Origin of the sequence: Stenotrophomonas riyadhensis, assembly GCF_040256885.1 — a bacterium.
In the GTDB taxonomy this organism is placed as follows: Bacteria; Pseudomonadota; Gammaproteobacteria; order Xanthomonadales; family Xanthomonadaceae; genus Stenotrophomonas; species Stenotrophomonas riyadhensis.
On the sequence record NZ_CP155568.1, the window covers coordinates 4319158 to 4344978 of the forward strand.

Genomic DNA, 25821 nt, shown 5'->3' on the forward strand with positions numbered 1-25821 from the left:
TAGCGCCGGGCCGTGCCCGGCGTTCCCGTTGACCTCACACCAGCGGTTCGTCGGACAGGTAGGTGTAACCGGTCAGGCCGGCTTCCAGCGCCTCCGAAAGCTCCTGCGCACGTTCCGGCGACAGCTGCGCCTCGGCCACGCGCTGCGCATAGGTGGCGCGCAGTTCGTCCAGGCGGTAACCCACGTAATCCAGCATCACGTCGGTGGTGTCGCCACGGCGCTGCTGGGTGATGGCATAGCCATCGGCATCGGCCAGCACTTCCACCGCGTCGGTATCGCCGAACAGGTTGTGGATGTCGCCCAGGATTTCCTGGTAGGCGCCGACCATGAAGAAGCCGATGCGGTAGCTCTCGCCCGGCTTCATCTTGTGCAGCGGCAGCGAGCTGTCCAGGCTCTCGTTCTCGACATAGGTTTCCACCATGCCGTCCGAGTCGCAGGTCATGTCGGCGATGATGCCGCGACGGTCCGGGGTTTCGTCCAGGCGCTCGATCGGCACGATCGGGAACACCTGGTCGATCGCCCACACGTCCGGGATCGATTCGAACACGCTGAAGTTGACGAAGTACTTGTCGACCAGGCGCTCGTTCAGTTCGTCCAGCACCGGGCGATGGCTCTTCTCGTCGTAGCTCAGGCGCGCACGCACGCCATGGGCGATGGCGTAGAACAGATCGTCGATGCGCGCACGCTGCGGCAGGTCGATCTGGCCCAGCGCATAGCTGGCCAGGCCTTCGGCGTGGAAGTGCTGTGCTTCCTGGAACAGTTCCACCGCCGGACGCACGTCCAGCTCGTCGTGGATCTCGCGCAGGTGGCGGATCGCCGCCGGCTCGTCGTCGTGCTGGTCCGGCACGCGGCCTTCCTGCGCCTCCTCCACTTCCGACACGTTGGCGATCAGCACCGCGTGGTGCGCGGTCATCGCGCGGCCGCACTCGGTGACGATGCGCGGCGGGGTCAGGCCGAACTCTTCGCAGGCATTGGCCAGCGGCTGCACGATGTTGCTGGCATAGGAATGCAGGCCGTAGTTGATCGAGCAGAAGCTGCGCGAACGGGTGCCTTCGTAATCCACGCCCAGGCCACCGCCCACATCGACGTGGGTGATCTTCGCGCCCAGGCGCGACAACTCCACGAAGTAGCGGGTGGCTTCGCGCATGCCGTTGGCGATGTCGCGCACGTTGGAGATCTGCGAACCCATGTGGAAGTGCAGCAGGTTCAGGCAGTCGGCGTACTCGGTGTCACGCAGCGACTTCCACAGGTCCAGCAGCTGGCGCGGCGACAGGCCGAACTTGGCCTTGTCGCCACCGCTGTTCTGCCACTTGCCGGCGCCCAGCGAGGCCAGGCGCATGCGCACGCCCAGGCCCGGCTTCACGTCCAGCGCCTTGGACTCTTCCAGCACCAGCTTCAGTTCGGAAGGCTTCTCGATGACGATGAAGGTCTGCAGGCCCAGCTTGCGGCCGATCAGGGCCAGGCGGATGTACTCGCGGTCCTTGTAGCCATTGCAGACGATCAGGCCACCCGGGCGCGACAGCGCCAGCACGGCCATCAGCTCGGGCTTGCTGCCTGCTTCCAGGCCAAAGCCTTCGCCGTGGTGGCTGGCCAGGGTGCCGGCCACGCCGCGGGTCTGGTTGACCTTGATCGGGTACACGGCGGTGTAGCCGCCGCTGTATTCCCAGTCCTGCTGGGCCTGGCCGAAGGCCGCCTGCAGCTTGCCCAGGCGCTGGCCGAGGATGTCCGGGAAGCGCACCAGCAACGGCAGCTTGGCGCCGGCCGCACGGGCCGCGTCGACCACCTTGGGCAGCGACACCACCGGGCCGTCCGCCCCGGTCGGTCTCACCACCATGTGCCCGGCCTGATCCACGTCGAAGTAACCGTCCGCCCAATGCGGGATCGAGTAGGTCTTGCGGGCTTGGTCGAGGGACCAATCGGTCATTTCAGTCGGCCTTGTTGGCAATAAAAGGGGGGGCATGATAACGCCTATATGCCCACAGGTTCGTTATCATGCGCGCCCGCGCCCGTGACAGGTTTCAACCTGAACGGGCCGATCCGTCCGGATGTGGCATCTGTGCCACGCGGCCCCGCCCGCCAGCCCGGCTTCACCCCTCCGAACAGGACTGTTTTCAAATGACTGACAGCAACAACTGGTACATCGAGCACTTCGAGCGCACCGGCTCGGCCATCGGCTACCGCATCACCGGCAAGCTGGACGAGGTGCAGTCGCCGTTCCAGAAGATCGAGATCTTCCAGACCACCGACTGGGGCAACCTGATGACCATCGACGGGGCCATCATGCTGACCAGCAAGGACAACTTCTTCTACCACGAGATGATCAGCCACCCGGTGCTGTTCACCCACGCCGCGCCCAAGCGCGTGGTGATCATCGGCGGCGGCGACTGCGGCACCCTGCGCGAAGTGCTCAAGCACAAGGGCGTGGAGAGCGTGACCCAGTGTGATATCGACGAGCAGGTCACGGTGATGGCGCGCAAGCACTTCCCGGAACTGTGCGACTCCAACGACGACGCCCGCGCCGAGCTGCTGTTCGACGACGGCGTGGCCTACATGGCCAACTGCCCGGCCGGCAGCGTGGACGTGGTGATCGTCGATTCGACCGACCCGGTCGGCCCCGGCGAAGGCCTGTTCAACAAGGCCTTCTACGAGAGCTGCTTCAAGGCCCTGAAGGACGACGGCATCCTGGTGCAGCAGTCCGAGTCGCCGCTGATGCAGCTGGACCTGATCAACGAAATGCGCACCGAGATGGGCAAGGCCGGCTTCGGCTCGTTCAAGACCCTGCCGTTCCCGCAGCCGTGCTACCCCACCGGCTGGTGGAGCGTGACCATGGCGCGCAAGGGCGACAGCAGCTTCGACTTCCGCCAGGCCGACTCGGCCGCCAAGACCTTCAACACCCTGTACTACACCGCCGCGCTGCACACCGGCGTGCTGGTGACCCCGCCGTTCGTACAGGCGGCACTGAAGGGCTGATCGGAAAGCGTGCCAACCAAGGTTGGCACCTACCGGGGTTGAGGCGTGCCGGCCAACGGTCGGCACCCACCCATGCAAAAGAAAAACCCGCGCTGGCGACAGCGCGGGTTTTTTCATGTTGCGGTAGTGCCGGCCGCTGGCCGGCAACCTCATGTAACGATCAAAGCGCCCAGATACCCGCGATCACCGCCACCACCAGGCCCCACTTGATCAGCTGGTAGGCCACCACGCTGCGCTCGCGCAGTGCCTTGGCCTTCAGGCGCACCTTGTAGACGCTGCCGAACGCCTTGTTGACGCCACCGGTCGGGTCACCCGGCAGGTTCGGCGAGGCACCACCGGCCAGCAGCGTGGCCGCCACCGCGCGGTTGAACAGCCCCGGCAGGCCGAAGCGCAGCGGGCGGGCGATGTCACAGAACAGGATCACGCGGTCATCCGGCGTCTCGTTGTGCGCGTGGTGGATGTAGGTCTCGTCGAACATCATCCACTCGCCGTCGCGCCAGCTCTTCTTGATGCCGTCCACTTCGATGTAGCAGCCGTCGTTGTTCGGCGTGGCCAGGCCCAGGTGCAGGCGCAGCGAACCGGCGAACGGGTCGCGGTGCGGGCGCAGTTCGCTGCCCGACGGCAGCTGCGCGAACATCGCCGCGCGCACATCCGGCAGCGACTCCAGCAGCGCGGTGGTCTTGGGACACATCGCCTTCGCCGACGGGTGCGACGGGCCGTACCACTTCAGGTAGAAGCGCTTCCAGCCACGGCGGAAGAACGAGTTGAAGCCGGCGTCGTTGAACGTGCTGGACGCAGCGATCTTCTGTGCATCGCGCAGCGCCAGCGCCTCGTCGCGGATCATCTGCCAGTTCTGGCGCAGCGGCTCCAGCTGCGGGAATTCCTTGGCCGGGTCCAGGAACGGCGTGGTCGGCACCTTCGAGAACATGTACATGACCACGTTGATCGGGGCCATGAAACTGGAGTGGTCCAGCAGCTGGCGCGACCAGCGCGCGCGGACCTTGCCACGGAAGTGGATGTACAGCACGCAGGCGACGAACAGCGCTGCAATGACGATTTTGATGATCAAAACACTTTCCTCCAGCCGCAGCCGGAACGGGAATCAGGGCGATGCACGGCCGGACGGCCAGCACCGGTGGGGACCGCGGCAGGGGACGGGGACGTGCCGGAGGGGGCGGCCGCCGATGTCGCGGGTTAACAGCTTATGGTCGGCAGGGCGTGCGCCGGGGTCAAGCCGGACGTACGTCGCGTTCAGCGGAACGCGAATGAATGGGCGGGATGAAGCCACAACTGCTTGATTCGCAAGCCCCCTCCCCACAAGTGAGACATAATTGTCCGATTCAGCGTGACGAACTGTTCCAGCCACGGCCCCGACATTTCTCCGACAAATCGTGGAATAGCGAACTGGCGAGTACTAAAATTAACGAAAGCTTAGTAACTCCCTGTAATACCGGTTCGCTTGACGCTTTGCGCCACCCACCGGGTCGTCCGAGACCCCGACATGTATCTCCCTGCACCTCCCCCCTCCTCCTGCGGCGATGACGCCGCCGCCCCGCTGCTGCTCAAGCGCGGCGAACGCTTCCTGGCCCCCGACGTCTACCGCACCTGCCTGGACGGGCGCGAGGCGGTCATCAAGGACTATTCCCGCTACCGCGGCACTCCCGTTTCGCTGATCGCGCGGCTGATGGTTCGCCGTGAAGCACGCATGCTGCAACGCCTCGGCGGCTGGAAGCATGCCCCCGCGCTGCTCGGCACCCTCGGCGGCCTCGCACTTGGCATGGAATTCATTCCTGGCCAGACCCTGAGCACCGCGCAGGCGGTCGGCAACGACGTGTTCGAGCAGCTGCAGCACGCGCTCAGCCGCCTGCATGCCGCCGGCATCACCCACAACGACCTGCATGGCACCAACGTGGTGGTCAGTGGCGGCGTGCCGGTGCTGCTGGACTTCACCTCCGCCTGGCGCGTACCCCGCTGGCTGCGCCGCGGCCCGCTGAGCCGGCAGATGCGCCGCAGCGACATGAAGAACCTGTTGAAGATCCGCCAGCGCGTGACCGGCCAGGCGCCGAGTGCCGCGCAGGCTGCGCTGGTGGCCGACCCGGGTTGGGTCGCCGCCGTGCGACAGGGCTGGAAGCGGTTCTACAAGTGGGCCAAGCGCCGGTAGGGCTTTGCTTTGGTAGGGGTCGAGCTTGCTCGACCGCTTTACCGCTCTTTGGTAGAGCCGAGCCCACGCTCGGCTGCTGTTCCTGCATCGCGCGAAATGCAGCCGAGCATCGGCTCGGCTCTACAACATCCCGCCGAACGGGTTACAACGCGTCCGCGTCCAGTTCCCCGGTACGAATACGCACCACGCTGCCCAGGTCGTACACAAACACCTTGCCGTCACCAATCTTCCCGGTGCCGGCGGCCTTCACGATGGCCTCAACCACCGCCTCAACCTGGTCATCGGTCACTGCCACTTCCAGCTTCACCTTCGGCAGGAAATCGACCACATACTCCGCGCCACGGTACAGCTCGGTATGGCCCTTCTGGCGACCAAAGCCCTTCACTTCCGTCACCGTGATCCCGGTGACCCCACGCTCGGCCAGCGCTTCGCGCACGTCGTCGAGCTTGAACGGCTTGATCACCGCCATGACCATCTTCATCGTCTATCTCCTGTCTTCCGGCGTGGAGGATAGCGCCTGAACGCGGCCCGTGCGAAGCCGCTGCCGCCTGTCCGGGCGATGGGTGCCGGCAGTATCCTTGTGCCCGATCGGCCTGCCCGCGCCGGATGCACGGGCCCACCCCCACGGAGCACCCCATGATCGACCTGAACCAAATCGATGACCTCGCCCGTCGCCTCAGCGACCTGGTGCCGCCGGGCCTGCGCGAATCGCGCGAGGAACTGCAGGCCACCTTCAAGAGCGCGCTGCAGGCCGGCCTGGCCAAGCTCGACCTGGTCACCCGCGAGGAGTTCGAAGTGCAGCGCGCCGTGCTGCTGAAGACCCGCGAGAAGCTGGATGCGCTGGAAACCGCCGTGCGCGAACTGGAAGGGCGCGGCGCCGCAGAATGAAAAAAGGAGGCGCACCGCGCCTCCCACTACAGAGTATTTCCCGGATGGGGCCTTGCAGCAAGGCCCACCGGGCGCCCTAGACTCGCCGGCCTGTCGATCCGGCAGGACACCCAGGGGCAGTGCCGATGGCGCAGGACACCGAATGGACACCCGTTTCGCATGACACCTGTGACCAGGTCGCCGGGCCGTTCTATCACGGCACCCGCGCCGACCTCGCGGTGGGCGAACTGCTGAGCGCGGGCTTTCGCTCCAACTATCGCGACAGCGTGGTGATGAACCACATCTACTTCACCACCATTGCCAAGGGCGCCGGGCTGGCTGCGGAGATGGCCCGGGGTGAGGGGCGACCGCGCGTGTATGTGGTGGAGCCGACCGGGCCGTTCGAGGACGATCCGAACGTGACCAACAAGAAATTTCCCGGGAACCCGACGCGCTCGTATCGGAGTGCGCAGCCGTTGCGGGTGGTTGGGGAGATTAGGGAGTGGGAAGCCTACGACGCGGAGTTCGTTCGGCAGTTGAGGGCGTTTGTTGCTTCGGGAAGTGGGGAGATCATCAATTGATGGCCTCTGGGCACGGAGCATTGCACGCTTCCTCATCGGCATCGTAGATGTCCAGTCCGAACTCGATGCCGCGCCGTCCCAAGGCAAGCAGCGCGCGGGGCGAAAGCGAGACACCATCGTTGCTGCTGCCCATGAAGAGACCACAGAACAGATCAGGCCGGAAGCGCGCCAATGACTGCCATACGGCGAGATCGCCGGTGAGTTGATCGAGGATTTCGAAGATCTGAGCGTCCAGGTCTTCGGGCTCACGACGCTCCGCATCAAGTTGCCAGCTGCCGGTCCTGGCGACACGCACGTTGCCTGGTCGGCTGCCTCTGAGTTCCTGGCCCTTTTGATGCGAGGCGGTCGGAGTCGCTCCGAGCAAGGCACTGATCTCGTCGGGCAGGAGGTCGTCACCGAAGAATCGGAGGATCACCAGAGAGTGATCGAATGCGGTCATTGGAACTCAGTTGCGCCTTGGTAGTCCCTGTCATTCTGCATGCCTCTTCGATATCACCGAGCGGCCGGAAGCGGTCGTTCGCCGCAGACAATCAGGCCAAGCAGCGGAGCGGCTTCGGCTTGAATGAAGTGTTGTTCCTTTCTGAGAACTTCATGCCGAAATCGCCGCACATACCTTGGTTCCAGCCGCTCTACCGCATGAAGTACTTGGGCCACATCGAAGGTTTTCCCCTCAAGCGCCAGGAGCGCTTGAGGGTGAAGAGAGTAGGCAAGCCATGCGGCATCACTTGCTAGGCTTTGCTCCTCGGGGCCGAGGTGCCCCGCAAGAAGAACCCTCAGATTAAACAAGGCAGCAGCCAGAAGTTGCTTCTCTAGATCAACCTGCTGGTCGTCTGACATGAGCCCTAACGCCTGAACTAGGCCGAGCCGCGAAGCGGCTTCGGCTTGAATGAACCGCTAGCCTGCTACGTCAGAGTCATCGCTCTCGGCTGGCAGTTGGTGAAAAAGGTATCTGTAGTACAGTTCGATCTCGCCTTCCTTCAGCGAGAATCCCAGATTGCCGGCGCCCAAAAGTTGGCGAGCAACTTTAACGGCGTCTATCGCGAGATCAGTGAACGCTCGTTGGTTAATGCGAGTGCGATGGGCGCATGTCAAGTTCTTCAGATCTCCGTCCCACGGGATCGACGGTAGATCTACGATCTTTTGGCTGTCTGATCCCAGGATAAAGTGATGGTACGGACCGCTCCATTTGCCTGAGTTATAGCGACCACGGTACAGAATACTTCCGTCGTGCATCAGCGAGTTGCGCAACCCATAGAGCGCCTTCATTTCCTCTGAGTCATACGGCATGTTGCAGAAGTAGTAGAGAGCCTTCTTGATGCCGGAGGCGTCCGCGTTAGGGCAGGGTGGAATGGACTTGTTCACGTAGCAGGATCCGATTTGATCCAGCAGTGCGAAACTCCCATAGAGCGGGCTAAAGATGCGTGTATACATGAGCCCCCGCGACTGCTGAATCTCGGTTATGAGGCCCCCAATGCAAGATCGAACGTATCCGACAGCAAGAGATTTTGGCGTATCGTAGATATCAAGATGGATCGAGGCGAGCTCTTCGAGTGAGAGTTGCTCAAGGGTCTTTTGCATCATAATCTCGTGAACGTTGGTGAGCAGGCTAACTAATAGACGGATCCCTTGGTCCGGCTAACAAGCCAGCGTAAACCGGACCCAGCGGCGGGCTCGGCCACCGCGCCAATGTCCGCCATGGATCGAATGCTGCCATGTCGAGCCCACGACTGCTAGCGGCCAGGAGCGGAAGCTCGCAGTGCCTCGGCCAGGCCCAACCACAAAACGGCTTGGCCTCGGAAGGGATATTGAGCCAACCCCTACTTGAACATATCCAACAGATCCTTGTCTTCATGCCGCTGCTCCCACGTGGATAGAAGGGAGAAGCTCACACCACTTTGCATGGCGGCCTTCTGAAATCCTGCCAGTTCTTCCTTCGTGACCGGATACTCAACCGGATCAAAGTGCAGAAGCCCCCACGGCTTGACGAAAGAGAACCCAGGCATGAGTTCCGAGAAGATCGCCTTGAGCAGGGGCCGGATAGTCGAAAAGTCCGTGATCGGACCCGCGCGATTGCCAAGGGCGTGACACTGGCGACGAATGGTCCTGTCTCCACCAACCACGCGGGCAATGAAGTGGTCCTGGTGCACTTGAACGTAGATCAGCTGACAGCGAAAAATCTTCATCCCCTTCTCAACCCCACATGCTCAATGGTCGTCCATGTGCCTGCATGCCTTTCCATCAAAGCGTCGGCCGCGCCTTCAGCGCGTGTGAACCCCTTCGCAGGAGGTACAGCGCCACCAGGAACGGCCACAGCGAGTTGATCGATGAGAACAGCCGCTGTGTCAGCCCCCTGAACCCTTCCGGATCCATCCCCACCACGTTCAACCAGAGATAGACGACGCCCGCGATGCTCACCAAAGCGGTCACGGCGTACGCCCTTCGGTTGGCAGACCACGCGCTCATCTCGATGTGCGACATCGCAGGTGCAATGATGTTTGCGATACCGATGGTGTAGAAGCCGTGCATCGGATGGCCCATGGGCCAGAGCCCGTTGGTCAGCATGGAGACGCCAAAGATCATCCAGCAAATCGCGCCTACGGCGATCCGGCGACCGGACTCCCGCCATACCCCGATGGCAAACGCCACGAAGCCCACGCCGCAGCCGATGGGGGCAATCCTGGCGCAGATGCTTGCAAGCGTTGGTGCCTGCAGCAGCTCGCTGGCGTGCTGTGCAAGCGGGTTGTAGCCCGGCGCGAACACGGCGGCAACGCTGGTCCAGAACAGGAACCACGGAAGCGGGATCAGACCCGCAAACAGTAGAAGTCGATTGCGGCGTAACACGTACCGTGATCCTTGTATTGGCCTGTGCCAGTGGGTTGAATCCGTTCAAACGCCGCAGAACCTTCCTACTGCGGGCAGGACAGTTCCGGTTGACTACAGCGGTAGTCAGATTCTGCGTGACGCCCTGCGGGGTCAATAGGCAGAAAGTCACTCACGCATGGAGGCGAAGTACGCGGCACCCTTCAACGGCCGCCGCACCGATTCCTTCGCACGAGCGATCACACATTGCCTTCGGCTCCATGCTGTCGCATTTGCCGCGCCCTGCATCTCTGGCGGAAGGTTCTGACGACTCCGTTCCAGAAGTGCCGCACCGCCTAGCACGCCAAGGCTCTCGCCGCTTCCGGCGCTATGCGACAATGCCAAAAGCGTCTCGGGTTTTGGCGGCATTGACCCCAACCCGTTGGCATTCCGAACAACAGCAGGTAATCGTTACTGCGCCACCGTGCATCGGTGGTCGGGACTCGAAAGCCCGTTTTGTTGGGAAGTAGTTTGCGCTTGCCAGCCGGCATCACCTTGCGTGGTGCCGGCTGGCAATCCGTCTGCCGGCTATGGCGGGCGGGGCGTGGGGGTCTTGTACCCGCCGGTTCCCAACATCCGGTTTTCGAGCCACGCTCTGCCCGCCACCTTTATCGGTGGCGGCTTCTGCTTGCATGCACGGAGCCCGCCATGACTACACCGCACTCCCCTCCCCCGCGCCCGATCCAGGAAGTGCCGTCACCCGCGCCTGCGCTGGACCCCAACAGCCTCATCGCCATCCTGCACGCCATCGGTGCCGGTGCTGCGGCCGACGGCCAGCCCTGGCCCGAGCGCCACCTGTTGCGCAGCCGACAGATGGCGATGTCCGACGCCGACTGCGCGGCAACCGGCCAGCGCATCGTGCAGGAAATCCTGCTGGCAGCCGAACGCACCCGCCAGAACGGTGGGCCCGAGCAGTACGTGGGTGACCGGGTGATGGAGGGGCTGGTGATGGCCGATATGGCACTCACAGCCTTCATCCACGAGCGGATGCGTCCCAAGGACTGAGCGCCCGCGTGCGGTGCCTACCGTTCTGCCTGGGTGTGGGGGTGACGAATGAAGAAGCACGGTCTTGCTGCAGCGGCGGTATGCGCCGCGATCACGGTGGCGGTGTGGATGGGGTGGCCCGAGCCCGCGGGCGACCAGGTGTGGGCCTACCAGAAGCTGCGGCCGGCCGACTATCGGATGCTGCACAGCGAGGCGCTCGGTTTCGTGGCCGCGAAGACTGATGAGGGCTTTGAACTGCACGCGCGCCATGTCGGGGCGACGTCCTTCGAGATCCGGTGCAAGGGCGTTCTGGTGATGGACGTGGAGAACGCGCCCTCGCGCGTGCTGATCCGCATGCCTGCCGATGCCGTGTGGCGTGCGCCGGATATCGAACGGCTGCGTATCAGCTTCGAGCGTTGGCTGGATCTGCACCAGAGCCAAGGAAATTTGCTGGCGGAAAGTGCAGGGCCTTCTTGGGTTGAGGCGCGTTTTGGGCGCTTCACTGGGTTGGTGCCTGATGAGCAGCGGTGTGTATTCAAGGACCCAGGCCCCCCTTGGCCGAAATCTCCCTCGTCGCTTCGTCCATCCAGCAGCCCATTGCAGGCAGTCGAATGAATCGCAGCACCTTCTTCTGCGTTGCTCCGAACTTTCCCAGAATGCACGCGATTCGAGTGGCCAGGCAGCGTCTCGGCGCAACCCGAGCGTCCCCACCTGGTTCACGCACCCGAGAAGGGCGGCGTCCTACGCGATCTGGAAGAGCTCGCTGGCATATGAATTGTGTTGGAGCTGTTGAAGCAGCTGTTTGAGCAGATGGACACCGAGGCCTTTGCTTCTCCAGCGTACGGTTGCGCGATGTAGCCGACATCCAAGGCCGGCTCGTTCAAACGGATTCTTGAACGAAGTCGCGCGCGTGGCCGGCACACCAGTTTCTCAGGGACACCATCTGATCGAACAGACTCTGTTCGAACAAGGCCAGCTGCTGAAGTCGCTTGCCAGTCAAGTTTCCCGGGCGTTGGCCCATGCTCCCGCGATGCTTACTGCCGGAACTGCCACGGTACTACCGCTCTGTTCTGCCAAGTCATACACCACCAACGCCTGGTCTCCAGTTCCGGCGCTGCATCTCAGCACACCATTGTTGTTCCAGGCGGCAGACCCTCCCGTCATCTCGAATCCATCGGCATGGCCCACGCCATTGGATACCAAGACGGTCATCCCAAGCTCCCGCGCCACTGTTGCGTAGTGGCGGTGAGCGCGCTCCATACCGATCATGTTCTTTGCAACACTGGCAACGTAGACCGTTGCTCCCGCATCCTTGGCCCGCAATGCGCTATCCATCTGTAGCGACTCGAAGCAGATGGCGGGGACCAGAACTTCCTCTCCAAGGGTTACTGACAGGGGCGTAGTTCCTGCCCTGAAGTAAGGCAGTTCGTCGCCATGGAGCATCTGCTTGGTGTAGACAGCAGGTGTCTGGCCGCTCCGGAACACGAACATGCCGATCTCCGGCCCGTCTTTGCCACGATAAGGCCCACCGACTGCGACCAGAATCTGGTGCCGATCGCTCAGAGATTGGAATACCTCCAGACGTGCATCATCTGCGGTCATTGCCAGCTGTTCGGCCAACCGCGGCTCATAGCCGGTCAGCGACATCTCCGGAAAGAAGACCGCTGCACCCTCACACGAAGCGGCCAGTTCAATGAAGTGCACGTGCCGTTCGATATTGCCATCGATGTCGCCAGGAGCTGATCGCATCTGTGCTGCAACAATCTTCATTCCATCCTCTCCACTCAGATGCAGGCCGAAGTAAGAACCGCCTCGTACGCTGATTATGCAGCCGCCGGTTAAGTGCATCCATCGAGGATCGAGGCGCGATCTTGGCGCTTCAGTGAGGGAGCTCCTGATGCTCAGCGATGTCTGTTCAGGGAAAACGATCGCCCTTGACCAGAATCCCCCTAGCCGTTTCACCCGCAATGCCCGATGGTGCCCTGCGGAACGCCTGTCGCACCATCGAGCATCCCTCTGCAGGAAACCACACATGAGCCTGGCGCTGGTCCACAGCCGTGCCCGCGCCGGAGTCGACGCCCCGCTGGTGCGGGTGGAAGTGCATCTCTCTGGCGGCCTTCCTGTCACTCAGATCGTGGGACTGGCCGAGACCAGCGTGCGTGAGTCCCGCGAGCGCGTGCGTGCCGCCTTGTTGTGCGCGCGCTTCGATTTTCCGCAGCGGCGCATCACCTTGAACCTCGCGCCTGCCGACCTACCCAAGGAAGGTGGGCGTTACGACCTGGCGATCGCGCTGGGCATTCTGGCGGCCAGCGGCCAGGTCGATCCGCAGTCGCTGCTGCAGTACGAGTTCCTGGGCAGCTTGGCCTGACCGGTGAACTGCGCCCAGTGGCCGGCGCGCTGCCGGCGGCGATGGCGGCGATGGCGGCGATGGCCGAGCATGCGGATATGCGCGTGGCGCGTACCCTGCTGGAGTGCTGCGCCGGGTTGGGCAATCCGCGCCTGCTGCCGCCCGCGGGGCACGTGGACACACCACTCCTGCCACGGCCCTACTTGGCCGGCTCGCATGGGCAAGCGCCTGCTACGCATGCTATGCAGGCTTGCCTGGCAACGCCTGCTATTGCCACACACGAGCGGTTCAAAGTACAGCGTGCCGTGCCGTTGAAAACCCGCAAGAAGCTGAAGCGCCGAATATGGCCATGCGCAAACTCGAAGGGCGCAGAGTAGGCAAAGATTGCTCCTTCATCCTGCCTGCGGAAGCCGACGCACGACCTTCCGTCAGAACGGAGATCGCGCGCCAGGAGTCCTTCATCAACTACGGGTCATGAGTGGGCAGCCAAGCTCCGTCGCGTCGCCGGAAAGAAATCCGCGTGTCCAGAACTTCATCCTCGCTGGGTCCAAGGCCACCGTCCCGTCTTCCGCCAACGCGCCCACCACGTTCCCTTCGCTTGCTAACGCGACGGTACACTTCCCTATGCGACCATCGGCTCTGATCAGCATATGGTTGGGCTTGGCCGCATAACAGACATGACTGACCCGCAGTCCCGACACGCTCATGGCCTGGAGTTCCGCATTTGAATCCGAGAGCCCCGAGATTGATACTTGGCTTTCGAACTCCGTCTCGACCCCGTTCTCGACCCTGAACCCTTCGCTCTCAAAGTCGGCTTGAAGTTCCCTCGAAATCCTCACCGCCTCGGCATGGCTGATCAACTCGAGCGATTGCCCTTGCCCGCCCAGGTTCGAGATGTCGCGCAGATAGATCGTGAATCTTTCATCACCGCCGAAATCACTGCAAAGCCGACTCGACAGGTCCCGAAGGCTCTCTTCATTTCCCGGCATGATGTGTACACGCAACATCACCGTGAAAATCAGCGGAGACTCCCTCATTGCGAGCAGGTTCTCATAGATTCGTTGAAAAGTTCCTGCTCCCGATGCGTATCGGCGAGTCATGTCGTGGGCAGGGGCGTCTCCATCAAGCGAAATCTGGAAGAAGTTCACACCCAGGCCTACAAGCTCATTGAAGAGTTCAGGTATCAGTTCATACCCGTTCGTCGTCATGCTGCAATCGAGCAGATCCAGAGCCCCCGACGAGTGATGGGCGTGAAATGCCCTTGAAAGATCCAGAACCACCATCTTTGCAAGAAGCGGCTCGCCCCCAAACCACTCGACACGGAGCTCCTTCAATCCGTGCTTCTCCACCCGCCGTCGAACAAGCGCCTTGATCCCCTTGATCGTTGGATCCCTCATGCGGCCGATCTCGAAATCCTCATAACAGTACACACACCGGAAGTTGCATTTCTCGGTTGGCATGATCGTAAGCTCCAACCGCCTGTTCAGTCGTTCCTGAAACGTTTCCATTCAATCCTCCTCCATTGATCCACCCAGCCTTATCACACGTACATCCTCAGGCAGGGCATATACCCGGTGCGTGACAATGACACGGGTCATTTTCAGCGCCAGGAGCGTTGTCAGAATCTGCTGCTCCGCTTCATAATCAAGCTGGCTCAGCGTTTCATCCAGAACAAGAATTTTGGGGACGCGATAGAGCGCGCGTGCGAGCAAGAGCCGCTTCTGCTGGCCACCGGACAACAGGCGCCCCTCATCCCCCACCTGGGTACCGAGCGACATTGGCTGCTCCGCGACAAAGCCGTCCAGGCCTGCGGCGCACAGGCAGCTCCACGCTTCATCCACATTCGCAACTTCACCCAGCGTTACATTGTCCAGAATCGTTCCGGAAAGCAGTGTGTCCTGCTGGAGCACTGTGCCGATGTGGCTACGCAGATTGGCAATCTGGCCGCGCCCCACACCGCGACCATCAATTTCCATCACGCCCTCGGTTGGCGGGATCAATCCGGTAAGAATTCTCAACAGCGTTGATTTCCCAACGCCCGACGGACCAACAATTGCCACCATCTCCCCGGCCTCAATACTCACATTCAAGCCTCTGATCACCCAGGGGTCATCAATCGAGTAGCGGAAGCCGATATCCCGACAGCCAATCGAAAGCGAATCCCGATGAATTCCCGCCACCTCCCATGGCGTGCATTCCTCCTCAGCCTCTGAAAGAACTTCCGAAATTCTCTGCAAGTGCACTCGGGCCATCCGTATGTCCATGACCTTCGGTACGATTGAACTCGCACGCTGGCCCAGCATCTCCACATAGATCGTCACCGCTACCAGAGCACCGATCGACATCGAACCTTCGTGGACAGCAAGAGCGCCCATGTAGACGACTACGACCCTCATCAAGCCAAGAATCAGATCACTCGCGCAGCTGGAGGCAATAGATATCCGTTGAAGCGTGGTGCTCGCATTGATCAATCCAACATTGCTTTCACGGAATCGGATCTCCCTCACGCGCTCCGCACCATTGGCCTTGACTGTCTGAGCGGCGCGTACGGTCTCTATAACTTCTCGATCCTGCGAAGAAAGCCGGCTTGAAAGAACGTTGCAGGCAACGCCCGCATCGTCCGACATGAACACGCGCACCAGGACGCAGGCAATCACTCCCGCTGCGGCCAGCGCCGCAAGCAGCGAGCTATGCAACCAGCACGCCACCAGAAGAATGAGCAGCGCAATTGAGTCAACCGAGCACTCAACGATTTTGGAGGACGCGATCTCTTGCACCTCGTGCACCGAACTCAGTCGGGAAATGACATCAGCGGGATGCCTACGTAGGAAGTACGCTGGAGGAAGACTCAGGATCTTCCCGAAGACTCTCGTCGAAAGCGCGCCGACGATGTTCGCTCCGAGCTTCACGGTCAGCATGGAACGGGACGCCACCGCCAAGCCCCTGGCAGCGGCAATGGCGACGAAGATCACCAGTAGGCGCTCTGGATTGAAGGCCGCATCAGCAATCTGCAGGCCATCGATGATGGACTGGAGATAGAGGGGTGATACGACCAGGAGGATCTCTGCCGCAATGGCCAGCAGCACTATTGGAAGATACCTGCGCTTCTGATGACGCACTTCTGACGCCAATGTCTGCCAAGGACTGATCTCGACAGCGAACTCCTCGCACTGTCTTCTCCCGCCGGTGAACATCAGCAGCGCCCCTGAGAATCGCCTCTCCAGTTCGGCAAAGGACACTGCAATCTCACCAGCCGCAGGGTCGAGCAACGTGAAACGCTCCGGGCTCACTCTTTGCATGACGACGAAGTGCCCACCATCGACCAGCAGGATGCACTCCGACTCGATGCATCGAAGCGCTGTTGCTTGACCCGCGAGCACGCGGTGCCGCAGACCAAGTTCGCACGCAATCTGCGAGATTCGCCCCACTGTCGTACCACGGAGGGAAACCATGTATCGGCGCCTCAGCCACCGAAGGGTTACGCGCTTGTCATATCTGGATGCAACCATTGCCAGACAGGCTAGGCCACACTCAGTCGACTCCGACTGGAGAACCACGTCGATCCTTCTTCGTTTCCATCGCTTCCAGAACGCCAACATTCTCTGTCCCTGCCGATGCTGATTTCAGCGCAACCGGAAGGCCAACGCCGGTTCCACCTTGGCCGCGCTGAACGCCGGGATGATTGCGGCCACCGAGCAGCCAAAGAACGTCACGCCCGCACCTGCCACCATGGCCAACCCACTTACCGGAACAAGTTCTACTTGGCGCCCCAGGAGTAGATTCATAAGTATCGCCAGTCCCATCCCGGCCAGCACGCCGATACTCGATATCAGTGCACTCTCGGTTGCGAAGAGGACAACTACATCACGCCGCGACGCCCCAAGCGCGCGACGGATCGCCGTGGACCAGCGCCTGCGGGAGACCCAGAAATGAGTCAAACCAAATACACCCAGCGCCGACGATACTGTCACGATTGCCGCGACGAGCAGGAGCACCTGTGATCTCGCCACATCCTTCCTGAAATTCCTCACTCTCAGTTCGGCCACTGTGCGAACTGGTTCCTGCACAAACCCCGGCATCGAAAGGGAGAGCGCGGTGAGCAGCCCTTGCTTCCCTCGATGATCAAAGGAGGCACTTCGCCGGGCAACATACAGGCCGCCGATGCTCTCACTTTCAATCTTCACTTCCGCAATCACGGCATCGCTGTCGCTTGGCGAGCGCGTGGATGCACTTCTGAAGTCGGCGACAACTCCTACAATTCTCAGAGCTATCGGGTAGCTACCCCATACCTCGGCATGAATGATCCGCCCGAGGGGATTGCCTGCAGGAAATAGACGTTTGGATAGGCTGCTGGTTACCACAGCGGGAACGTGCAGCGATCCGCCGGCCTGCAGTGCGTCTTCCACCGCAGGCGCTCGGAGCGTTCTGAGACCAACTCCTTGAAGAACTGAGACACCCAATGTGTCGGAAAGACTCTCACTTCCAAAGTAGATATAGGGCCTGGCCGCCGATAGCTCCTTGGAGGGCTCCAGGTAGACGTCCCCCCGCTCCACTGCAAATGGCGCTGGACCGATCGCCGCCATGGTTATCCCTGGCACTGCGCGCATCGCGCGCAAACCGGCAGCCGAGCTGGTCGCAGCCTCCTCCAGACCGATGATTCCGATGTTCTGGACAACAGCGATATGGCTCTCGCTGAGACCCGAATGCGTCCTGCTTCGCTGTGACGCATCCAGAACTACAGTGAACAGATTGCAAAGTACCGCCATGGCGATGGCGACCTGGACGATCAGCAATGCAGCTATAGCGGCGTGCTTTCGTAGCGATCTCATTGTCATTGCTGCCGAACTGACGAACATCATCGCGCTTCTCCAGTGAGAAGGGATGCTGGCAGGCGACTGGTCCTCCAAACAGGCACTGCGGCCGACAACATCGCAGAAAGCAACGCTATGACCGGGCAAAGCAGAAGAAGCCATACGGGAAGTGAAAGATGCGCCGTGTGCTCTGGCGCAAGCCCTTTGACAATGTGGAATCCGACCAGTACCAATGGAACGGACAGGGCGCCGCCCAGGGTTCCCAGCATGGTCGATTGCAGGGCGAACTGCATGACCACGTCCCGCCGTGTTGCTCCCAATGATCTTCGAATTCCAGTTTCCCTGGCGTTGTCAACGAATCCAGCAAGGAACAACCCGGAAGCATTCACCAGGCAGATGATCAGTATGCCTATCGCAAACCATAGTTGCGTATGGACATCCTCGGGAACGACGTCATTGATCTCCAGCCACTCCAACAACGACATCACATTGGGGTAGGCGTGAGTCGACCTGCCGCCTTCAATCTGTTCTTCCGCATAGTTCTTCAGCGCGCCCCGGAATGCATCAAGTGTGGAGGCACTTTCCAATCGGACCCAGAACTGAAGCCATGCGCAGGAGGGGTGGTTCGGGTCGTCAAGAACACCTTGCCGACAAGTCATCCCTCCCATTCCATAGTCAGTCGGAAGCGCAATCCACGATGACAACGGAATGTACAGCCGCTCGTTATCCGTGTATGCGCCTCCACGAAGGTCATGGAATCGCGGTGCAGGATTCCAGTCCTCGACGATCCCTATGATCACGAATGACCTTGTGGCGAGTTCCAGTTCCTTGCCGAGCGCTGATTCCGTTCCGAAGAGCTCCCTGGAAAGGGAACGGGAAATAACGGCCACCCGACTGCCGGCGTCATCATCCTCCCTTCGCCAGAAGCTCCCCGAGATCAGGTTAAGATCAAATACTGACTGCGCGCCATAGGTGAATCCCCGTACTGGTAGCATTCCCGTTCGACGCTCCGAACCGTAGGATCTGTAGGGCAACCAGGATGATGAGGTCGCTGCGCTCGGCACTCCAGTACGATCCGAGAGCGCTTTCACGTCGTATAGCGCCATTGTGGGAAGTCGTCTGTTGTCAGACTCCCGGGATGAGCCATCCCTAAGATCAAGCTCTACGTGATAAAGCGTTCGGCTGACGGCTGGTGCAGGATCAGCACTCAATCCAATCCTGATCATCAGCATGGTCGCAAACGCGCTGATGCCGATTGCCAGCGAAGCGACAATCAACAGACTGAGCAGCCATGACCTTCCGATTCCCAACAGCGCGAGCTGAAGCGCGTAGCGCATCAATGCATCTCCCCGATTACATGCGGCACGTGCGCCGCCGGATCGGCGGCGCACTCCCATCAGCGATCAGGATGCTTTACACGCGCAACCGGAAACACAGTTTCCGCTGTTGACTTTGCAGACTGCTCCGGACGCTTGGACGCCGCCGGCTCCGAGCAATTCAATGGCACGTGGATCACGCACTTCGCAAAGGCCGTTCTCGTCATAGACGAATGGATAGCAATCTTTGCCACGCTGTTTCAGCTCGTTCATGTCATCTCCCTGGTGCTGTCATTGCCCACATCGGACTCTCTAGTCCGAGGGGATCTGCCGGAGTTCGGCAAATTCGATGCTTCCGTTCGCGAGTGATCTGGCTTCGTTTCTTTCACTGTCTGGGGCAGGCATCCAATAGGTTTTCTCTATCTGGGAGGGACCTGGCAACGCTTCCTTGGCTAATCCTTTGAAATGGTTGGGATTAAGTTCGACGGCGGCGCGTATGACTTGATGTCGTGGCCGTCAGAGGCAGAAGAGAAGTGTGGCCGAACACGTCATATGGCGGATGTAATCACTCAGTACGGCCCTGCCGCGTTCGAAATTAATGCCGGAACTTTTCGCCAATCACCGCTTCTCCAGCGCTGGTAGCTATCACGGATCCTGTCGCGTCGCTTACCAGCAGTTCTAAGAGGAAAGCGGAATTGGGTGACCACTCATGGCCAGTCGAACGGGGCCGGAGTTGGTCGGAATGTTCTTAGCCACCTCAACACCAAATCCCGATAGTCCGCTGCAGTTCGCGTAACGCACCATCAAGCGCCTCTCTGCAGGAAACCACACATGAGCCTAGCGCTGGTCCACAGCCGTGCCCGCGCCGGGGTCGATGCCCCGCTGGTGCGGGTGGAAGTGCACCTCTCTGGCGGCCTGCCTGCCACCCAGATTGTCGGACTGGCAGAGACCAGCGTGCGCGAATCGCGCGAGCGCGTGCGCGCCGCCCTGCTCTGCGCGCGCTTCGACTTTCCACAGCGGCGCATCACCTTGAACCTCGCGCCTGCCGACCTGCCCAAGGAAGGTGGGCGTTACGACCTGGCGATCGCGCTGGGCATTCTGGCGGCCAGCGGCCAGGTCGATCCGCAGTCGCTGCTGCAGTACGAGTTCCTGGGCGAGCTTGGCCTGACCGGTGAACTGCGCCCAGTGGCCGGCGCGCTGCCGGCGGCGATTGCGGCGGCCGAAGCCGGACGCATCCTGGTGGTGCCGCCGGGCAATGCCGCAGAGGCAGCTTTGGCCGAGAACGCTGATGTGCGGGTGGCCCGTACGCTACTGGAGTGCTGCGCCGGGTTGGGCAACCCGCGCCTGCTGCCGCCCGTGGAGCGCGTGGACACGACGCCATTGCCGCTGCCGGATCTGGCCGACGTGCGCGGGCAGGCGCACGCACGGCGCGCGTTGGAAGTGGCCGCAGCGGGTGGGCACCATCTGTTGTTGATCGGCAGTCCTGGCTGCGGCAAGACACTGCTGGCCTCGCGCCTGCCCAGCCTGTTGCCGGATACCGAAGAGACTGAGGCGCTGCAGCTGGCCGCGATTGCATCGGTGAGTGGCGAAGGACTGGACCCACGACGGTGGCGGCAGCGGCCCTTTCGGGCACCGCATCACAGTGCCAGTGCGGCGGCGCTGGTAGGTGGGGGCAACCCGCCCTGCCCCGGTGAGATATCACTGGCCCACCATGGAGTCCTCTTCCTTGATGAACTTCCAGAGTGGAACCGCAGCGCGCTGGAGACCCTGCGCGAGCCACTGGAGTCCGGCCACATCCGCATCGCCCGCGCGGCACGCAGCGTGCAGTACCCCGCGCGGTTCCAACTGGTGGCCGCGATGAATCCCTGCCCGTGCGGCTGGGCCGGCGACCGCAGCAACCGCTGCCTGTGCAGCGATGAACGGATCAACCGCTACCGCGCGCGCGTCTCCGGCCCGCTGCTGGACCGCATCGACCTGCATATCAGTGTGGCGCGCATGGATGCTGTGGAGCTACGGGAAAGCACGCCGCTGGGCGAGCCCAGTGCCGCGGTACGTGCACGGGTGGAAGCCGCGCATGCGCGGCAGCAGGTGCGTGGCGGGCTCAATGCGCATCTGCCGCCAGCGGAGCTGCGGGCGTGCACGAAGCTGAGCGAGGCCGATCAGGACTTACTGGAGCAAGCAATTGAACGCCTGCAACTTTCCGCGCGGGCCATGCACCGGATTCTGCGCGTGGCGCGCACGATTGCGGATCTGGCGGGTTGCGAGGGTATCCAGACCGCGCATCTGGCTGAGGCGATCGGGTATCGGCAGTTGGATCGGGGAAAGCCGGGGGTATGATGAAAGATCACATCAGGATGAAGGAGGCGCGCCGCGTCTCGTCAAACTGCAGGCTATTCACTGAAAGGACGCCAATGTCGGGCAGTAACCCAAGAGTGTGACGCTCCCATACCTCCGAAGGCCCCGCGATATCAGCATCCACGGCATGAACGCGATATACCGGCGCGTAGCCATCCCGTTCGTCCTCGAACGGACAGTCAAGCACCCAGCGCTTTGATGCGCTATCGGTTACCAGCATCATTCGCGGCAGGTCATGGAATCCGCGATACGCCAGGATGCGGTACTGCCCCGGAAGAAGAACCATCGGAACTCTCGGCAGATTCGCGGTTCAGCGGCCGCGTCCGAACAGTACACCCCGCTTCGCCAGCAACGCCACCCGACGGCTGACCAGCGCGTGCAGCTCCGCCAGCTCCGACGCCCGGTCAGCCGTCATGTTCCCGCCAAACAGCACCCGCGACAACGCCGCCTCGTCGTTGTCGTCCGGGTGCTGCCACCGGTCCCGGTACACCTTCTGGCACACCAGCCAGGCCAGCCGCAGCCCCCCACCGGGCAACGGACGGACCACACGCTCGTAGACGTGCCAGAACTGGTACTCGGCCTGCAGGTCGATCACAGGCGCCACGGACAGCGCCTGCCGGGGCCGTCCATGACTCCGTATGCCGAACAACGGTGATCGGGGGTTGTCCTGAGCCATGCCGACAGCATGACCCAGCAACATTGTGGGAACCTTGCGTCGCTGCCAGAAAACCCCTGTTGATTGCGCAAGGCGGGTTTCTGGAGGGGCTTGGGGTCAGAGCCCTTTGCGGTGCAAAGGGATCTGACCCCGGTCATGGGTGGCTTCGGGGTCGGATCCCTTTGCACCGCAAAGGGCTCTGACCCCGTTCCTCGTCGCCTCAGAACGCCATCGACGTACTGAACATCAGCTGCCGGGGCGCGCTGCGCTGCAGGGTCTGGTAATCCCCCGAGAACGACGAGCCGGCGATGGTGGCGGTGCCGATGTTGTGGCGGTTGAACAGGTTGCTCACGTCCAGCCGCAGCTCCAGGCCCGGTACGGCGCTGTCCACGCCAAAGCGGTAGGCGGCATAGGTGTTGACCTGCCAGAAGGTCGGCACGCGGATGTCGTTCTCGTAGGTGAAGGGCTGGCGCAGGTAGGAGGTGCTGGTGGCACCGAAGCGCCAGTCACCGAAATGCGCCGACAGGTCGCTGACCAGCGAGATCTGCGGATAGCCCGGTTGGGCGTTGCCCTTGATCGGGTACACCGTGTCGCCCACCACGAAATCGCTGTCGTAGTACGAACGGGCCACGGCCACGCCCTGGTAGAACTGCAGGTGGTCGGTCAGGTCGGCGGTGATGCCGAGGTCAGCACCGATCACGTGCATCTTCGGCATCAATCGCACGGTGTTGATCTGCGCGAACTGGGTACCGATGGCGGCCGACAGCAGACGGTTGCGGATGTCGTTGTAGAACACGTCGCCGGTGATCGTCAGCCGGTCGAAGCGATGCGATGCGCCGACGGTCAGGTTCCAGTTCTTCTCCGGGCGCAGCGTGCCGGCCACGCGGTCGAACTCCTCCTGGTCGGTGATGGTCCACGCCGAGGCGGTGTAGCCGATGTTGCCGCGCTGGGCCACGCGGTAGCCGTTCATGGTGTTGGCCAGGTCGATGAAGGCATCGGTGGATTCGGTCGGGCTCCAGAACAGCGAGACGTGCGGCAGGAAGTTGCTTTTCGCGCGCAGCGTTCCGTTCACCGGCCGGTCCTTGGCGTCACCGAGGCCGCCGCCGCTGGTGCGGAAGTCCACGGCCTTGAAGCCGACACCCAGCTTCAGCGTGTCGTTCAGCACGATGTCGTCCTGCAGGTAGAACTGGCGCGAGCGGGTCACCCAGCTCGAGGCGTTGTCGGTCTTGAACGCGGGGCCATACACATCGAACGGACCGGTGGCCTTCAGCGGCGGGCCCTCGCCCAGCAGCGGCTGCTGGTACCACTCGGTCTTGGCCGCGGCCTTGCTCTTCTCCTGCCAGAAGCCGGCGGTGAAGGTGTGCGCGCCGGCCTCGAACTGCAGGTTGAACATGCCACCCAGCCGATTCACGCGCGGCGTCTGCACCTGTTCGGAGAATGGCGCGCCGTTGGGCGACGGCACGGTCGGGTCGGTGAGCGTGGCCTGGGTGTGGCTGTTGGCGTTGTACAGCTGCACGTTGCCGCTCAGCGCCGGGGTGATCTGGAAACGGTGGTTGATCGACGACACGCGATCGCGGGTGATCTGGCCGGTGTCGTACGGGATCAGTTCGGACAGCTCACCGCAGGTGTAGGCGCCGCAGGATTTGTCCGCATTCTCCGGCGAGGCCACGTACCAGGCCCACGCATAATCGGGATAGAAGATGTCGGCCTTCCAGCCCAGCTTGCGGATCATGTCGAAGGAGATGTTGTTGTAGCCCCAGACCTTGGCCTTGCTGTCGGACAGGAACACGGTGAAGTCACCCCAGGCGACATCCTGCTGCAGCTTCAGGTCGCCGCGCAGGAAGTTCTGGGTGCCCTCGCCCTGGTACTTGTCGGCAGACACACGCTGCAGGTCGACCAGCACCTTCGGGCCGTGCTCACCGAGCTGGCCGCTCTGCCCGGATACGGTGGTGACCAGCGTGTTGTTGCTGCCCACGCCCTGTTTCACGCGCAGGCTGGGTGTGTCCTGCAGCTCGCGCAGGCGGTATTCCAGGCTGCCGCCGTTGACGCTGCTGGAGAACACGCTGACCGGTGCGCCACCGGGGCTGACCGTGATCGCGCCGATGCCATCGGGCACGCCCACGTTCACCACGCTGGTGCCGGTGAGCGAGAGGAAGCCGTTGTCGTTCAGCGGCACGCCCTCGAAGGTGATGCCCATTTCGTTCATGCGGAAGCCGCGCACGAACAGGCTCGTGGCCGAGATATCCAGGCCCAGCCCGTCGGTGGCGGTGTAGCTGGCGCCCGGTACCTGCTTCAGCATGGCCAGACCATTGTTGCCGGTGACCATCGCGTCGAGGTCTTCAGCCTTGATGATGTAGCGGTTGGGGCCGACCACCTGGGTAGGCGCAACGGCCGCGCCGCGCGGCGTGGCGATGACCTGCAGGGCGTTCAAGGTGGTGGGGGTGTCATGCGTGGCATCGTGCGTTTCTGCAGCATATGCAGGTGCAGCGATGGCCGCGATGATGGCCAGGGCGAGGCGCGTCGTGGGTGGGGTGTTCATGGGCAGATCCAGGTGCAGGGAGAGAGCGGCGCAGGCGCACGCCCAGCGCGTTGCAGCACCGGTGTCGGCGCCTTGGCTGGCGATGCGATTGCGTTGAGGGAGTGACGGCGCGGTGCGCGCCGGTCAGCAGACGAAGGCGATCATCTGCCGTGGGATTTGGTGGGGTGATTTCGACGTGCGAAATTCTTGCATCGCACTGCCGCATTCGCCATTGCACCGTGGTACAGCGCGAATGGCGATGGGGATGGGTGGGCTATACGTGGGTATAGCCTGGCGCTTGCCGTCTGCGTGCGCCAACCAAGGTTGGCGCCTACCGGGGTCTGCGAGGCATGGTAGAGGCCGACCTTGGTCGGCGCTTACGGTCTGCGTGTGCCAACCAAGGTTGGCACCTACCGGGGACCGCGAGACATGGTAGAGGCCGACCTTGGTCGGCGCTTGCCGTCTGCGTGTGCCAACCGAGGTTGCACCTACCAGGGCATAGGGACGCGCGGTTACTGCAGGACGAAACGCTCAATGGCGCGCGCCACGCCTTCGTCTGCATTGCTGGTGGTCTCGAATCGCGCCACCGCCTTCGCCGCGTCGATGGCATTGCCCATCGCCACGCTGGTACCGGCGTACTGCAGCATGGTCAGGTCGTTCTCCTGGTCACCGATGGCCATCACGTTGGCGCGGTCGATGCCCAGGTGCTCGGCCAGCTTCTGCAGGCTCGGCCCCTTGCCGGCGCGGTGGTCGAATACTTCCAGGAAGAACGGCGCGCTCTTCAGCACCGCGAAGCGCTCGGTCAGTTCGCTGGGCAGGCGCGCGATGGCGGCATCCAGCACGTCGGGTTCGTCGATCATCATCAGCTTGATGAACGACATGGACGGGTCCATGTCGGCCACGCGGCGATAGGACAGCGGCATCCGCGAGAGATGCGAGTCGGCCACGGTGTAGTAGCTGATGTCCTGGTTGGGCGTATACATGCGCCGACTGTCCAGCGCCTGGAAGTGCACGCCCAGGTCGCGGGCCACCTGCTCGCAGAACAGGAAGTCGTCGAAGCTGAGCGGATACTCGACCACGGTTTCGCGTGTGCCGATGCGCTGCACCAGGCCGCCATTGCAGGCGATGCAGTAGTCGTCGTCGCCGGTGATGCCCAGCTCGTGCAGGAACGGTGCCAGGCCGGGAACCGGGCGGCCACTGGTCAGCACGATGTGCACGCCCAGCGCGCGCGCCTGCGCGATCGCCTGCTTGGCCCGCGCGGTGAGCGTGTGGGTGGGATCCAGCAGGGTGCCATCCATGTCGATGGCGACCAGTTCGATGGTCGATTGCCTGCGGCCCATGTCCATTGCGTTCAACTCGTGCGGGGCACGCCAGTTTAACCCCTCATGCCCGGTTCA

Annotated in this window: 25 protein-coding genes and 1 pseudogene; 8 read left to right on the forward strand and 18 right to left on the reverse strand. The window is 62.3% G+C overall.

Annotation, left to right across the window (positions count from 1 at the left end):
- Window positions 1-34: 34 nt before the first annotated feature.
- Window positions 35-1924 carry an arginine decarboxylase gene (gene speA, locus SriyCCGPB3_RS19950; protein ID WP_012512349.1) on the reverse strand — a complete coding sequence of 630 codons (1890 nt, stop codon included), beginning with the start codon at window positions 1922-1924 and terminating at the stop codon, window positions 35-37.
- Between the two features lie 191 nt (window positions 1925-2115).
- Here speA and speE point away from each other — a divergent pair, with 191 nt between their 5' ends.
- The gene (speE, locus tag SriyCCGPB3_RS19955; protein ID WP_008268330.1) at window positions 2116-2970 is read left to right on the forward strand and encodes a polyamine aminopropyltransferase; all 855 of its coding nucleotides are present in this window, start codon (window positions 2116-2118) and stop codon (window positions 2968-2970) included.
- A 160-nt stretch (window positions 2971-3130) separates the two neighbouring features.
- Here the strand turns inward: speE and SriyCCGPB3_RS19960 are convergent, their stop codons facing one another.
- Window positions 3131-4036, reverse strand: coding sequence for an aspartyl/asparaginyl beta-hydroxylase domain-containing protein (locus SriyCCGPB3_RS19960; RefSeq protein ID WP_024957655.1), 906 nt, complete (start codon window positions 4034-4036; stop codon window positions 3131-3133).
- A 435-nt stretch (window positions 4037-4471) separates the two neighbouring features.
- On the opposite strand from SriyCCGPB3_RS19960, the gene SriyCCGPB3_RS19965 reads away from it, so the two are divergent.
- Window positions 4472-5131, forward strand: a complete 660-nt coding sequence (locus tag SriyCCGPB3_RS19965) for an RIO1 family regulatory kinase/ATPase domain-containing protein (protein WP_197612474.1) — start codon at window positions 4472-4474, stop codon at window positions 5129-5131.
- A gap of 142 nt (window positions 5132-5273) precedes the next feature.
- On the opposite strand, the gene SriyCCGPB3_RS19970 is transcribed toward SriyCCGPB3_RS19965, so the two are convergent.
- Window positions 5274-5612: a P-II family nitrogen regulator gene (locus SriyCCGPB3_RS19970; RefSeq protein WP_005411374.1), complete on the reverse strand. Its 339-nt coding sequence runs from the start codon at window positions 5610-5612 to the stop codon at window positions 5274-5276.
- Window positions 5613-5767: 155 nt separating this feature from the next.
- On the opposite strand from SriyCCGPB3_RS19970, the gene ubiK reads away from it, so the two are divergent.
- Both ubiK and arr read left to right on the forward strand, forming a co-directional pair.
- On the forward strand, window positions 5768-6019 hold the full coding sequence (ubiK, locus tag SriyCCGPB3_RS19975) for a ubiquinone biosynthesis accessory factor UbiK (protein WP_005411375.1): 252 nt from the start codon (window positions 5768-5770) through the stop codon (window positions 6017-6019).
- A 125-nt stretch (window positions 6020-6144) separates the two neighbouring features.
- Entirely contained in the window at window positions 6145-6579 is a 435-nt protein-coding gene (gene arr / locus SriyCCGPB3_RS19980; protein WP_350259662.1) for an NAD(+)--rifampin ADP-ribosyltransferase, read from the forward strand.
- Here arr and SriyCCGPB3_RS19985 read toward each other — a convergent pair.
- From SriyCCGPB3_RS19985 to SriyCCGPB3_RS20005, 5 genes are all read right to left on the reverse strand, one after another.
- Entirely contained in the window at window positions 6572-7018 is a 447-nt protein-coding gene (locus SriyCCGPB3_RS19985) for a DUF4279 domain-containing protein (RefSeq protein WP_350259663.1), read from the reverse strand. The two genes, arr and SriyCCGPB3_RS19985, sit on opposite strands and share 8 nt — an antisense overlap.
- A gap of 53 nt (window positions 7019-7071) precedes the next feature.
- Window positions 7072-7416 (reverse strand): hypothetical protein, encoded by a 345-nt coding sequence (locus SriyCCGPB3_RS19990; protein ID WP_350259664.1) that lies wholly within the window; start codon window positions 7414-7416, stop codon window positions 7072-7074.
- Between the two features lie 57 nt (window positions 7417-7473).
- A complete protein-coding gene (locus SriyCCGPB3_RS19995) occupies window positions 7474-8157 on the reverse strand; it encodes a hypothetical protein (protein ID WP_350259665.1) in 684 nt (227 codons plus the stop codon).
- Between the two features lie 239 nt (window positions 8158-8396).
- On the reverse strand, window positions 8397-8762 hold the full coding sequence (locus SriyCCGPB3_RS20000; protein ID WP_350259666.1) for a hypothetical protein: 366 nt from the start codon (window positions 8760-8762) through the stop codon (window positions 8397-8399).
- Between the two features lie 55 nt (window positions 8763-8817).
- A complete protein-coding gene (locus SriyCCGPB3_RS20005) occupies window positions 8818-9420 on the reverse strand; it encodes a DUF998 domain-containing protein (protein WP_350259667.1) in 603 nt (200 codons plus the stop codon).
- 666 nt (window positions 9421-10086) lie between these two features.
- On the opposite strand from SriyCCGPB3_RS20005, the gene SriyCCGPB3_RS20010 reads away from it, so the two are divergent.
- Together SriyCCGPB3_RS20010 and SriyCCGPB3_RS20015 are read left to right on the forward strand one after the other, a co-directional pair.
- Window positions 10087-10443, forward strand: a complete 357-nt coding sequence (locus SriyCCGPB3_RS20010; protein WP_350259668.1) for a hypothetical protein — start codon at window positions 10087-10089, stop codon at window positions 10441-10443.
- Between the two features lie 48 nt (window positions 10444-10491).
- Entirely contained in the window at window positions 10492-11037 is a 546-nt protein-coding gene (locus SriyCCGPB3_RS20015; protein WP_350259669.1) for a cold-shock protein, read from the forward strand.
- A gap of 381 nt (window positions 11038-11418) precedes the next feature.
- On the opposite strand, the gene SriyCCGPB3_RS20020 is transcribed toward SriyCCGPB3_RS20015, so the two are convergent.
- The gene (locus SriyCCGPB3_RS20020) at window positions 11419-12192 is read right to left on the reverse strand and encodes a carbon-nitrogen hydrolase family protein (protein ID WP_164162564.1); all 774 of its coding nucleotides are present in this window, start codon (window positions 12190-12192) and stop codon (window positions 11419-11421) included.
- A 262-nt stretch (window positions 12193-12454) separates the two neighbouring features.
- Between SriyCCGPB3_RS20020 and SriyCCGPB3_RS20025 the strand changes: the two are divergent.
- A pseudogene (locus SriyCCGPB3_RS20025) lies at window positions 12455-13029 on the forward strand (magnesium chelatase domain-containing protein); the annotation flags it as partial.
- 201 nt (window positions 13030-13230) lie between these two features.
- Here the strand turns inward: SriyCCGPB3_RS20025 and SriyCCGPB3_RS20030 are convergent.
- From SriyCCGPB3_RS20030 to SriyCCGPB3_RS20050, 5 genes are all read right to left on the reverse strand, one after another.
- Window positions 13231-14277 (reverse strand): radical SAM protein, encoded by a 1047-nt coding sequence (locus SriyCCGPB3_RS20030; RefSeq protein WP_164162563.1) that lies wholly within the window; start codon window positions 14275-14277, stop codon window positions 13231-13233.
- A complete protein-coding gene (locus SriyCCGPB3_RS20035; RefSeq protein WP_350259670.1) occupies window positions 14278-16368 on the reverse strand; it encodes a peptidase domain-containing ABC transporter in 2091 nt (696 codons plus the stop codon).
- A gap of 24 nt (window positions 16369-16392) precedes the next feature.
- On the reverse strand, window positions 16393-17628 hold the full coding sequence (locus tag SriyCCGPB3_RS20040) for an ABC transporter permease (RefSeq protein ID WP_164162561.1): 1236 nt from the start codon (window positions 17626-17628) through the stop codon (window positions 16393-16395).
- The gene (locus SriyCCGPB3_RS20045) at window positions 17625-18917 is read right to left on the reverse strand and encodes an ABC transporter permease (protein WP_164162560.1); all 1293 of its coding nucleotides are present in this window, start codon (window positions 18915-18917) and stop codon (window positions 17625-17627) included. Before SriyCCGPB3_RS20045 ends, SriyCCGPB3_RS20040 begins: the two co-directional genes overlap by 4 nt.
- A gap of 66 nt (window positions 18918-18983) precedes the next feature.
- Window positions 18984-19169 carry a hypothetical protein gene (locus SriyCCGPB3_RS20050; RefSeq protein ID WP_164162559.1) on the reverse strand — a complete coding sequence of 62 codons (186 nt, stop codon included), beginning with the start codon at window positions 19167-19169 and terminating at the stop codon, window positions 18984-18986.
- 558 nt (window positions 19170-19727) lie between these two features.
- Here SriyCCGPB3_RS20050 and SriyCCGPB3_RS20055 point away from each other — a divergent pair.
- On the forward strand, window positions 19728-21233 hold the full coding sequence (locus tag SriyCCGPB3_RS20055; protein WP_350259671.1) for a YifB family Mg chelatase-like AAA ATPase: 1506 nt from the start codon (window positions 19728-19730) through the stop codon (window positions 21231-21233).
- A 7-nt stretch (window positions 21234-21240) separates the two neighbouring features.
- On the opposite strand, the gene SriyCCGPB3_RS20060 is transcribed toward SriyCCGPB3_RS20055, so the two are convergent.
- The 4 genes from SriyCCGPB3_RS20060 to yidA form a co-directional block, all read right to left on the reverse strand.
- Window positions 21241-21537, reverse strand: a complete 297-nt coding sequence (locus SriyCCGPB3_RS20060) for a hypothetical protein (protein ID WP_164161961.1) — start codon at window positions 21535-21537, stop codon at window positions 21241-21243.
- Between the two features lie 24 nt (window positions 21538-21561).
- The gene (locus SriyCCGPB3_RS20065) at window positions 21562-21951 is read right to left on the reverse strand and encodes a hypothetical protein (RefSeq protein ID WP_350259672.1); all 390 of its coding nucleotides are present in this window, start codon (window positions 21949-21951) and stop codon (window positions 21562-21564) included.
- A 175-nt stretch (window positions 21952-22126) separates the two neighbouring features.
- A complete protein-coding gene (locus SriyCCGPB3_RS20070) occupies window positions 22127-24445 on the reverse strand; it encodes a TonB-dependent receptor (protein WP_153854728.1) in 2319 nt (772 codons plus the stop codon).
- A gap of 491 nt (window positions 24446-24936) precedes the next feature.
- Complete coding sequence (gene yidA / locus SriyCCGPB3_RS20075; RefSeq protein WP_049421122.1) at window positions 24937-25770, reverse strand: sugar-phosphatase; 834 nt, start codon at window positions 25768-25770, stop codon at window positions 24937-24939.
- Window positions 25771-25821: the final 51 nt, after the last annotated feature.

Bases quoted from the DNA above. Each gene is read 5' to 3' on its own strand.
- speA (WP_012512349.1), bottom strand. From the start codon at position 1,924: ATGACCGATTGGTCCCTCGACCAAGCCCGCAAGACCTACTCGATCCCG.
- speE (WP_008268330.1), top strand. From the start codon at position 2,116: ATGACTGACAGCAACAACTGGTACATCGAGCACTTCGAGCGCACCGGC.
- SriyCCGPB3_RS19965 (WP_197612474.1), top strand. From the start codon at position 4,472: ATGTATCTCCCTGCACCTCCCCCCTCCTCCTGCGGCGATGACGCCGCC.
- SriyCCGPB3_RS19970 (WP_005411374.1), bottom strand. From the start codon at position 5,612: ATGAAGATGGTCATGGCGGTGATCAAGCCGTTCAAGCTCGACGACGTG.
- ubiK (WP_005411375.1), top strand. From the start codon at position 5,768: ATGATCGACCTGAACCAAATCGATGACCTCGCCCGTCGCCTCAGCGAC.
- arr (WP_350259662.1), top strand. From the start codon at position 6,145: ATGGCGCAGGACACCGAATGGACACCCGTTTCGCATGACACCTGTGAC.
- SriyCCGPB3_RS19985 (WP_350259663.1), bottom strand. From the start codon at position 7,018: ATGACCGCATTCGATCACTCTCTGGTGATCCTCCGATTCTTCGGTGAC.
- SriyCCGPB3_RS19990 (WP_350259664.1), bottom strand. From the start codon at position 7,416: ATGTCAGACGACCAGCAGGTTGATCTAGAGAAGCAACTTCTGGCTGCT.
- SriyCCGPB3_RS19995 (WP_350259665.1), bottom strand. From the start codon at position 8,157: ATGCAAAAGACCCTTGAGCAACTCTCACTCGAAGAGCTCGCCTCGATC.
- SriyCCGPB3_RS20000 (WP_350259666.1), bottom strand. From the start codon at position 8,762: ATGAAGATTTTTCGCTGTCAGCTGATCTACGTTCAAGTGCACCAGGAC.
- SriyCCGPB3_RS20010 (WP_350259668.1), top strand. From the start codon at position 10,087: ATGACTACACCGCACTCCCCTCCCCCGCGCCCGATCCAGGAAGTGCCG.
- SriyCCGPB3_RS20015 (WP_350259669.1), top strand. From the start codon at position 10,492: ATGAAGAAGCACGGTCTTGCTGCAGCGGCGGTATGCGCCGCGATCACG.
- SriyCCGPB3_RS20020 (WP_164162564.1), bottom strand. From the start codon at position 12,192: ATGAAGATTGTTGCAGCACAGATGCGATCAGCTCCTGGCGACATCGAT.
- SriyCCGPB3_RS20030 (WP_164162563.1), bottom strand. From the start codon at position 14,277: ATGGAAACGTTTCAGGAACGACTGAACAGGCGGTTGGAGCTTACGATC.
- SriyCCGPB3_RS20035 (WP_350259670.1), bottom strand. From the start codon at position 16,368: ATGTTGGCGTTCTGGAAGCGATGGAAACGAAGAAGGATCGACGTGGTT.
- SriyCCGPB3_RS20040 (WP_164162561.1), bottom strand. From the start codon at position 17,628: ATGATGTTCGTCAGTTCGGCAGCAATGACAATGAGATCGCTACGAAAG.
- SriyCCGPB3_RS20045 (WP_164162560.1), bottom strand. From the start codon at position 18,917: ATGCGCTACGCGCTTCAGCTCGCGCTGTTGGGAATCGGAAGGTCATGG.
- SriyCCGPB3_RS20050 (WP_164162559.1), bottom strand. From the start codon at position 19,169: ATGAACGAGCTGAAACAGCGTGGCAAAGATTGCTATCCATTCGTCTAT.
- SriyCCGPB3_RS20055 (WP_350259671.1), top strand. From the start codon at position 19,728: ATGAGCCTAGCGCTGGTCCACAGCCGTGCCCGCGCCGGGGTCGATGCC.
- SriyCCGPB3_RS20060 (WP_164161961.1), bottom strand. From the start codon at position 21,537: ATGGTTCTTCTTCCGGGGCAGTACCGCATCCTGGCGTATCGCGGATTC.
- SriyCCGPB3_RS20065 (WP_350259672.1), bottom strand. From the start codon at position 21,951: ATGTTGCTGGGTCATGCTGTCGGCATGGCTCAGGACAACCCCCGATCA.
- SriyCCGPB3_RS20070 (WP_153854728.1), bottom strand. From the start codon at position 24,445: ATGAACACCCCACCCACGACGCGCCTCGCCCTGGCCATCATCGCGGCC.
- yidA (WP_049421122.1), bottom strand. From the start codon at position 25,770: ATGGACATGGGCCGCAGGCAATCGACCATCGAACTGGTCGCCATCGAC.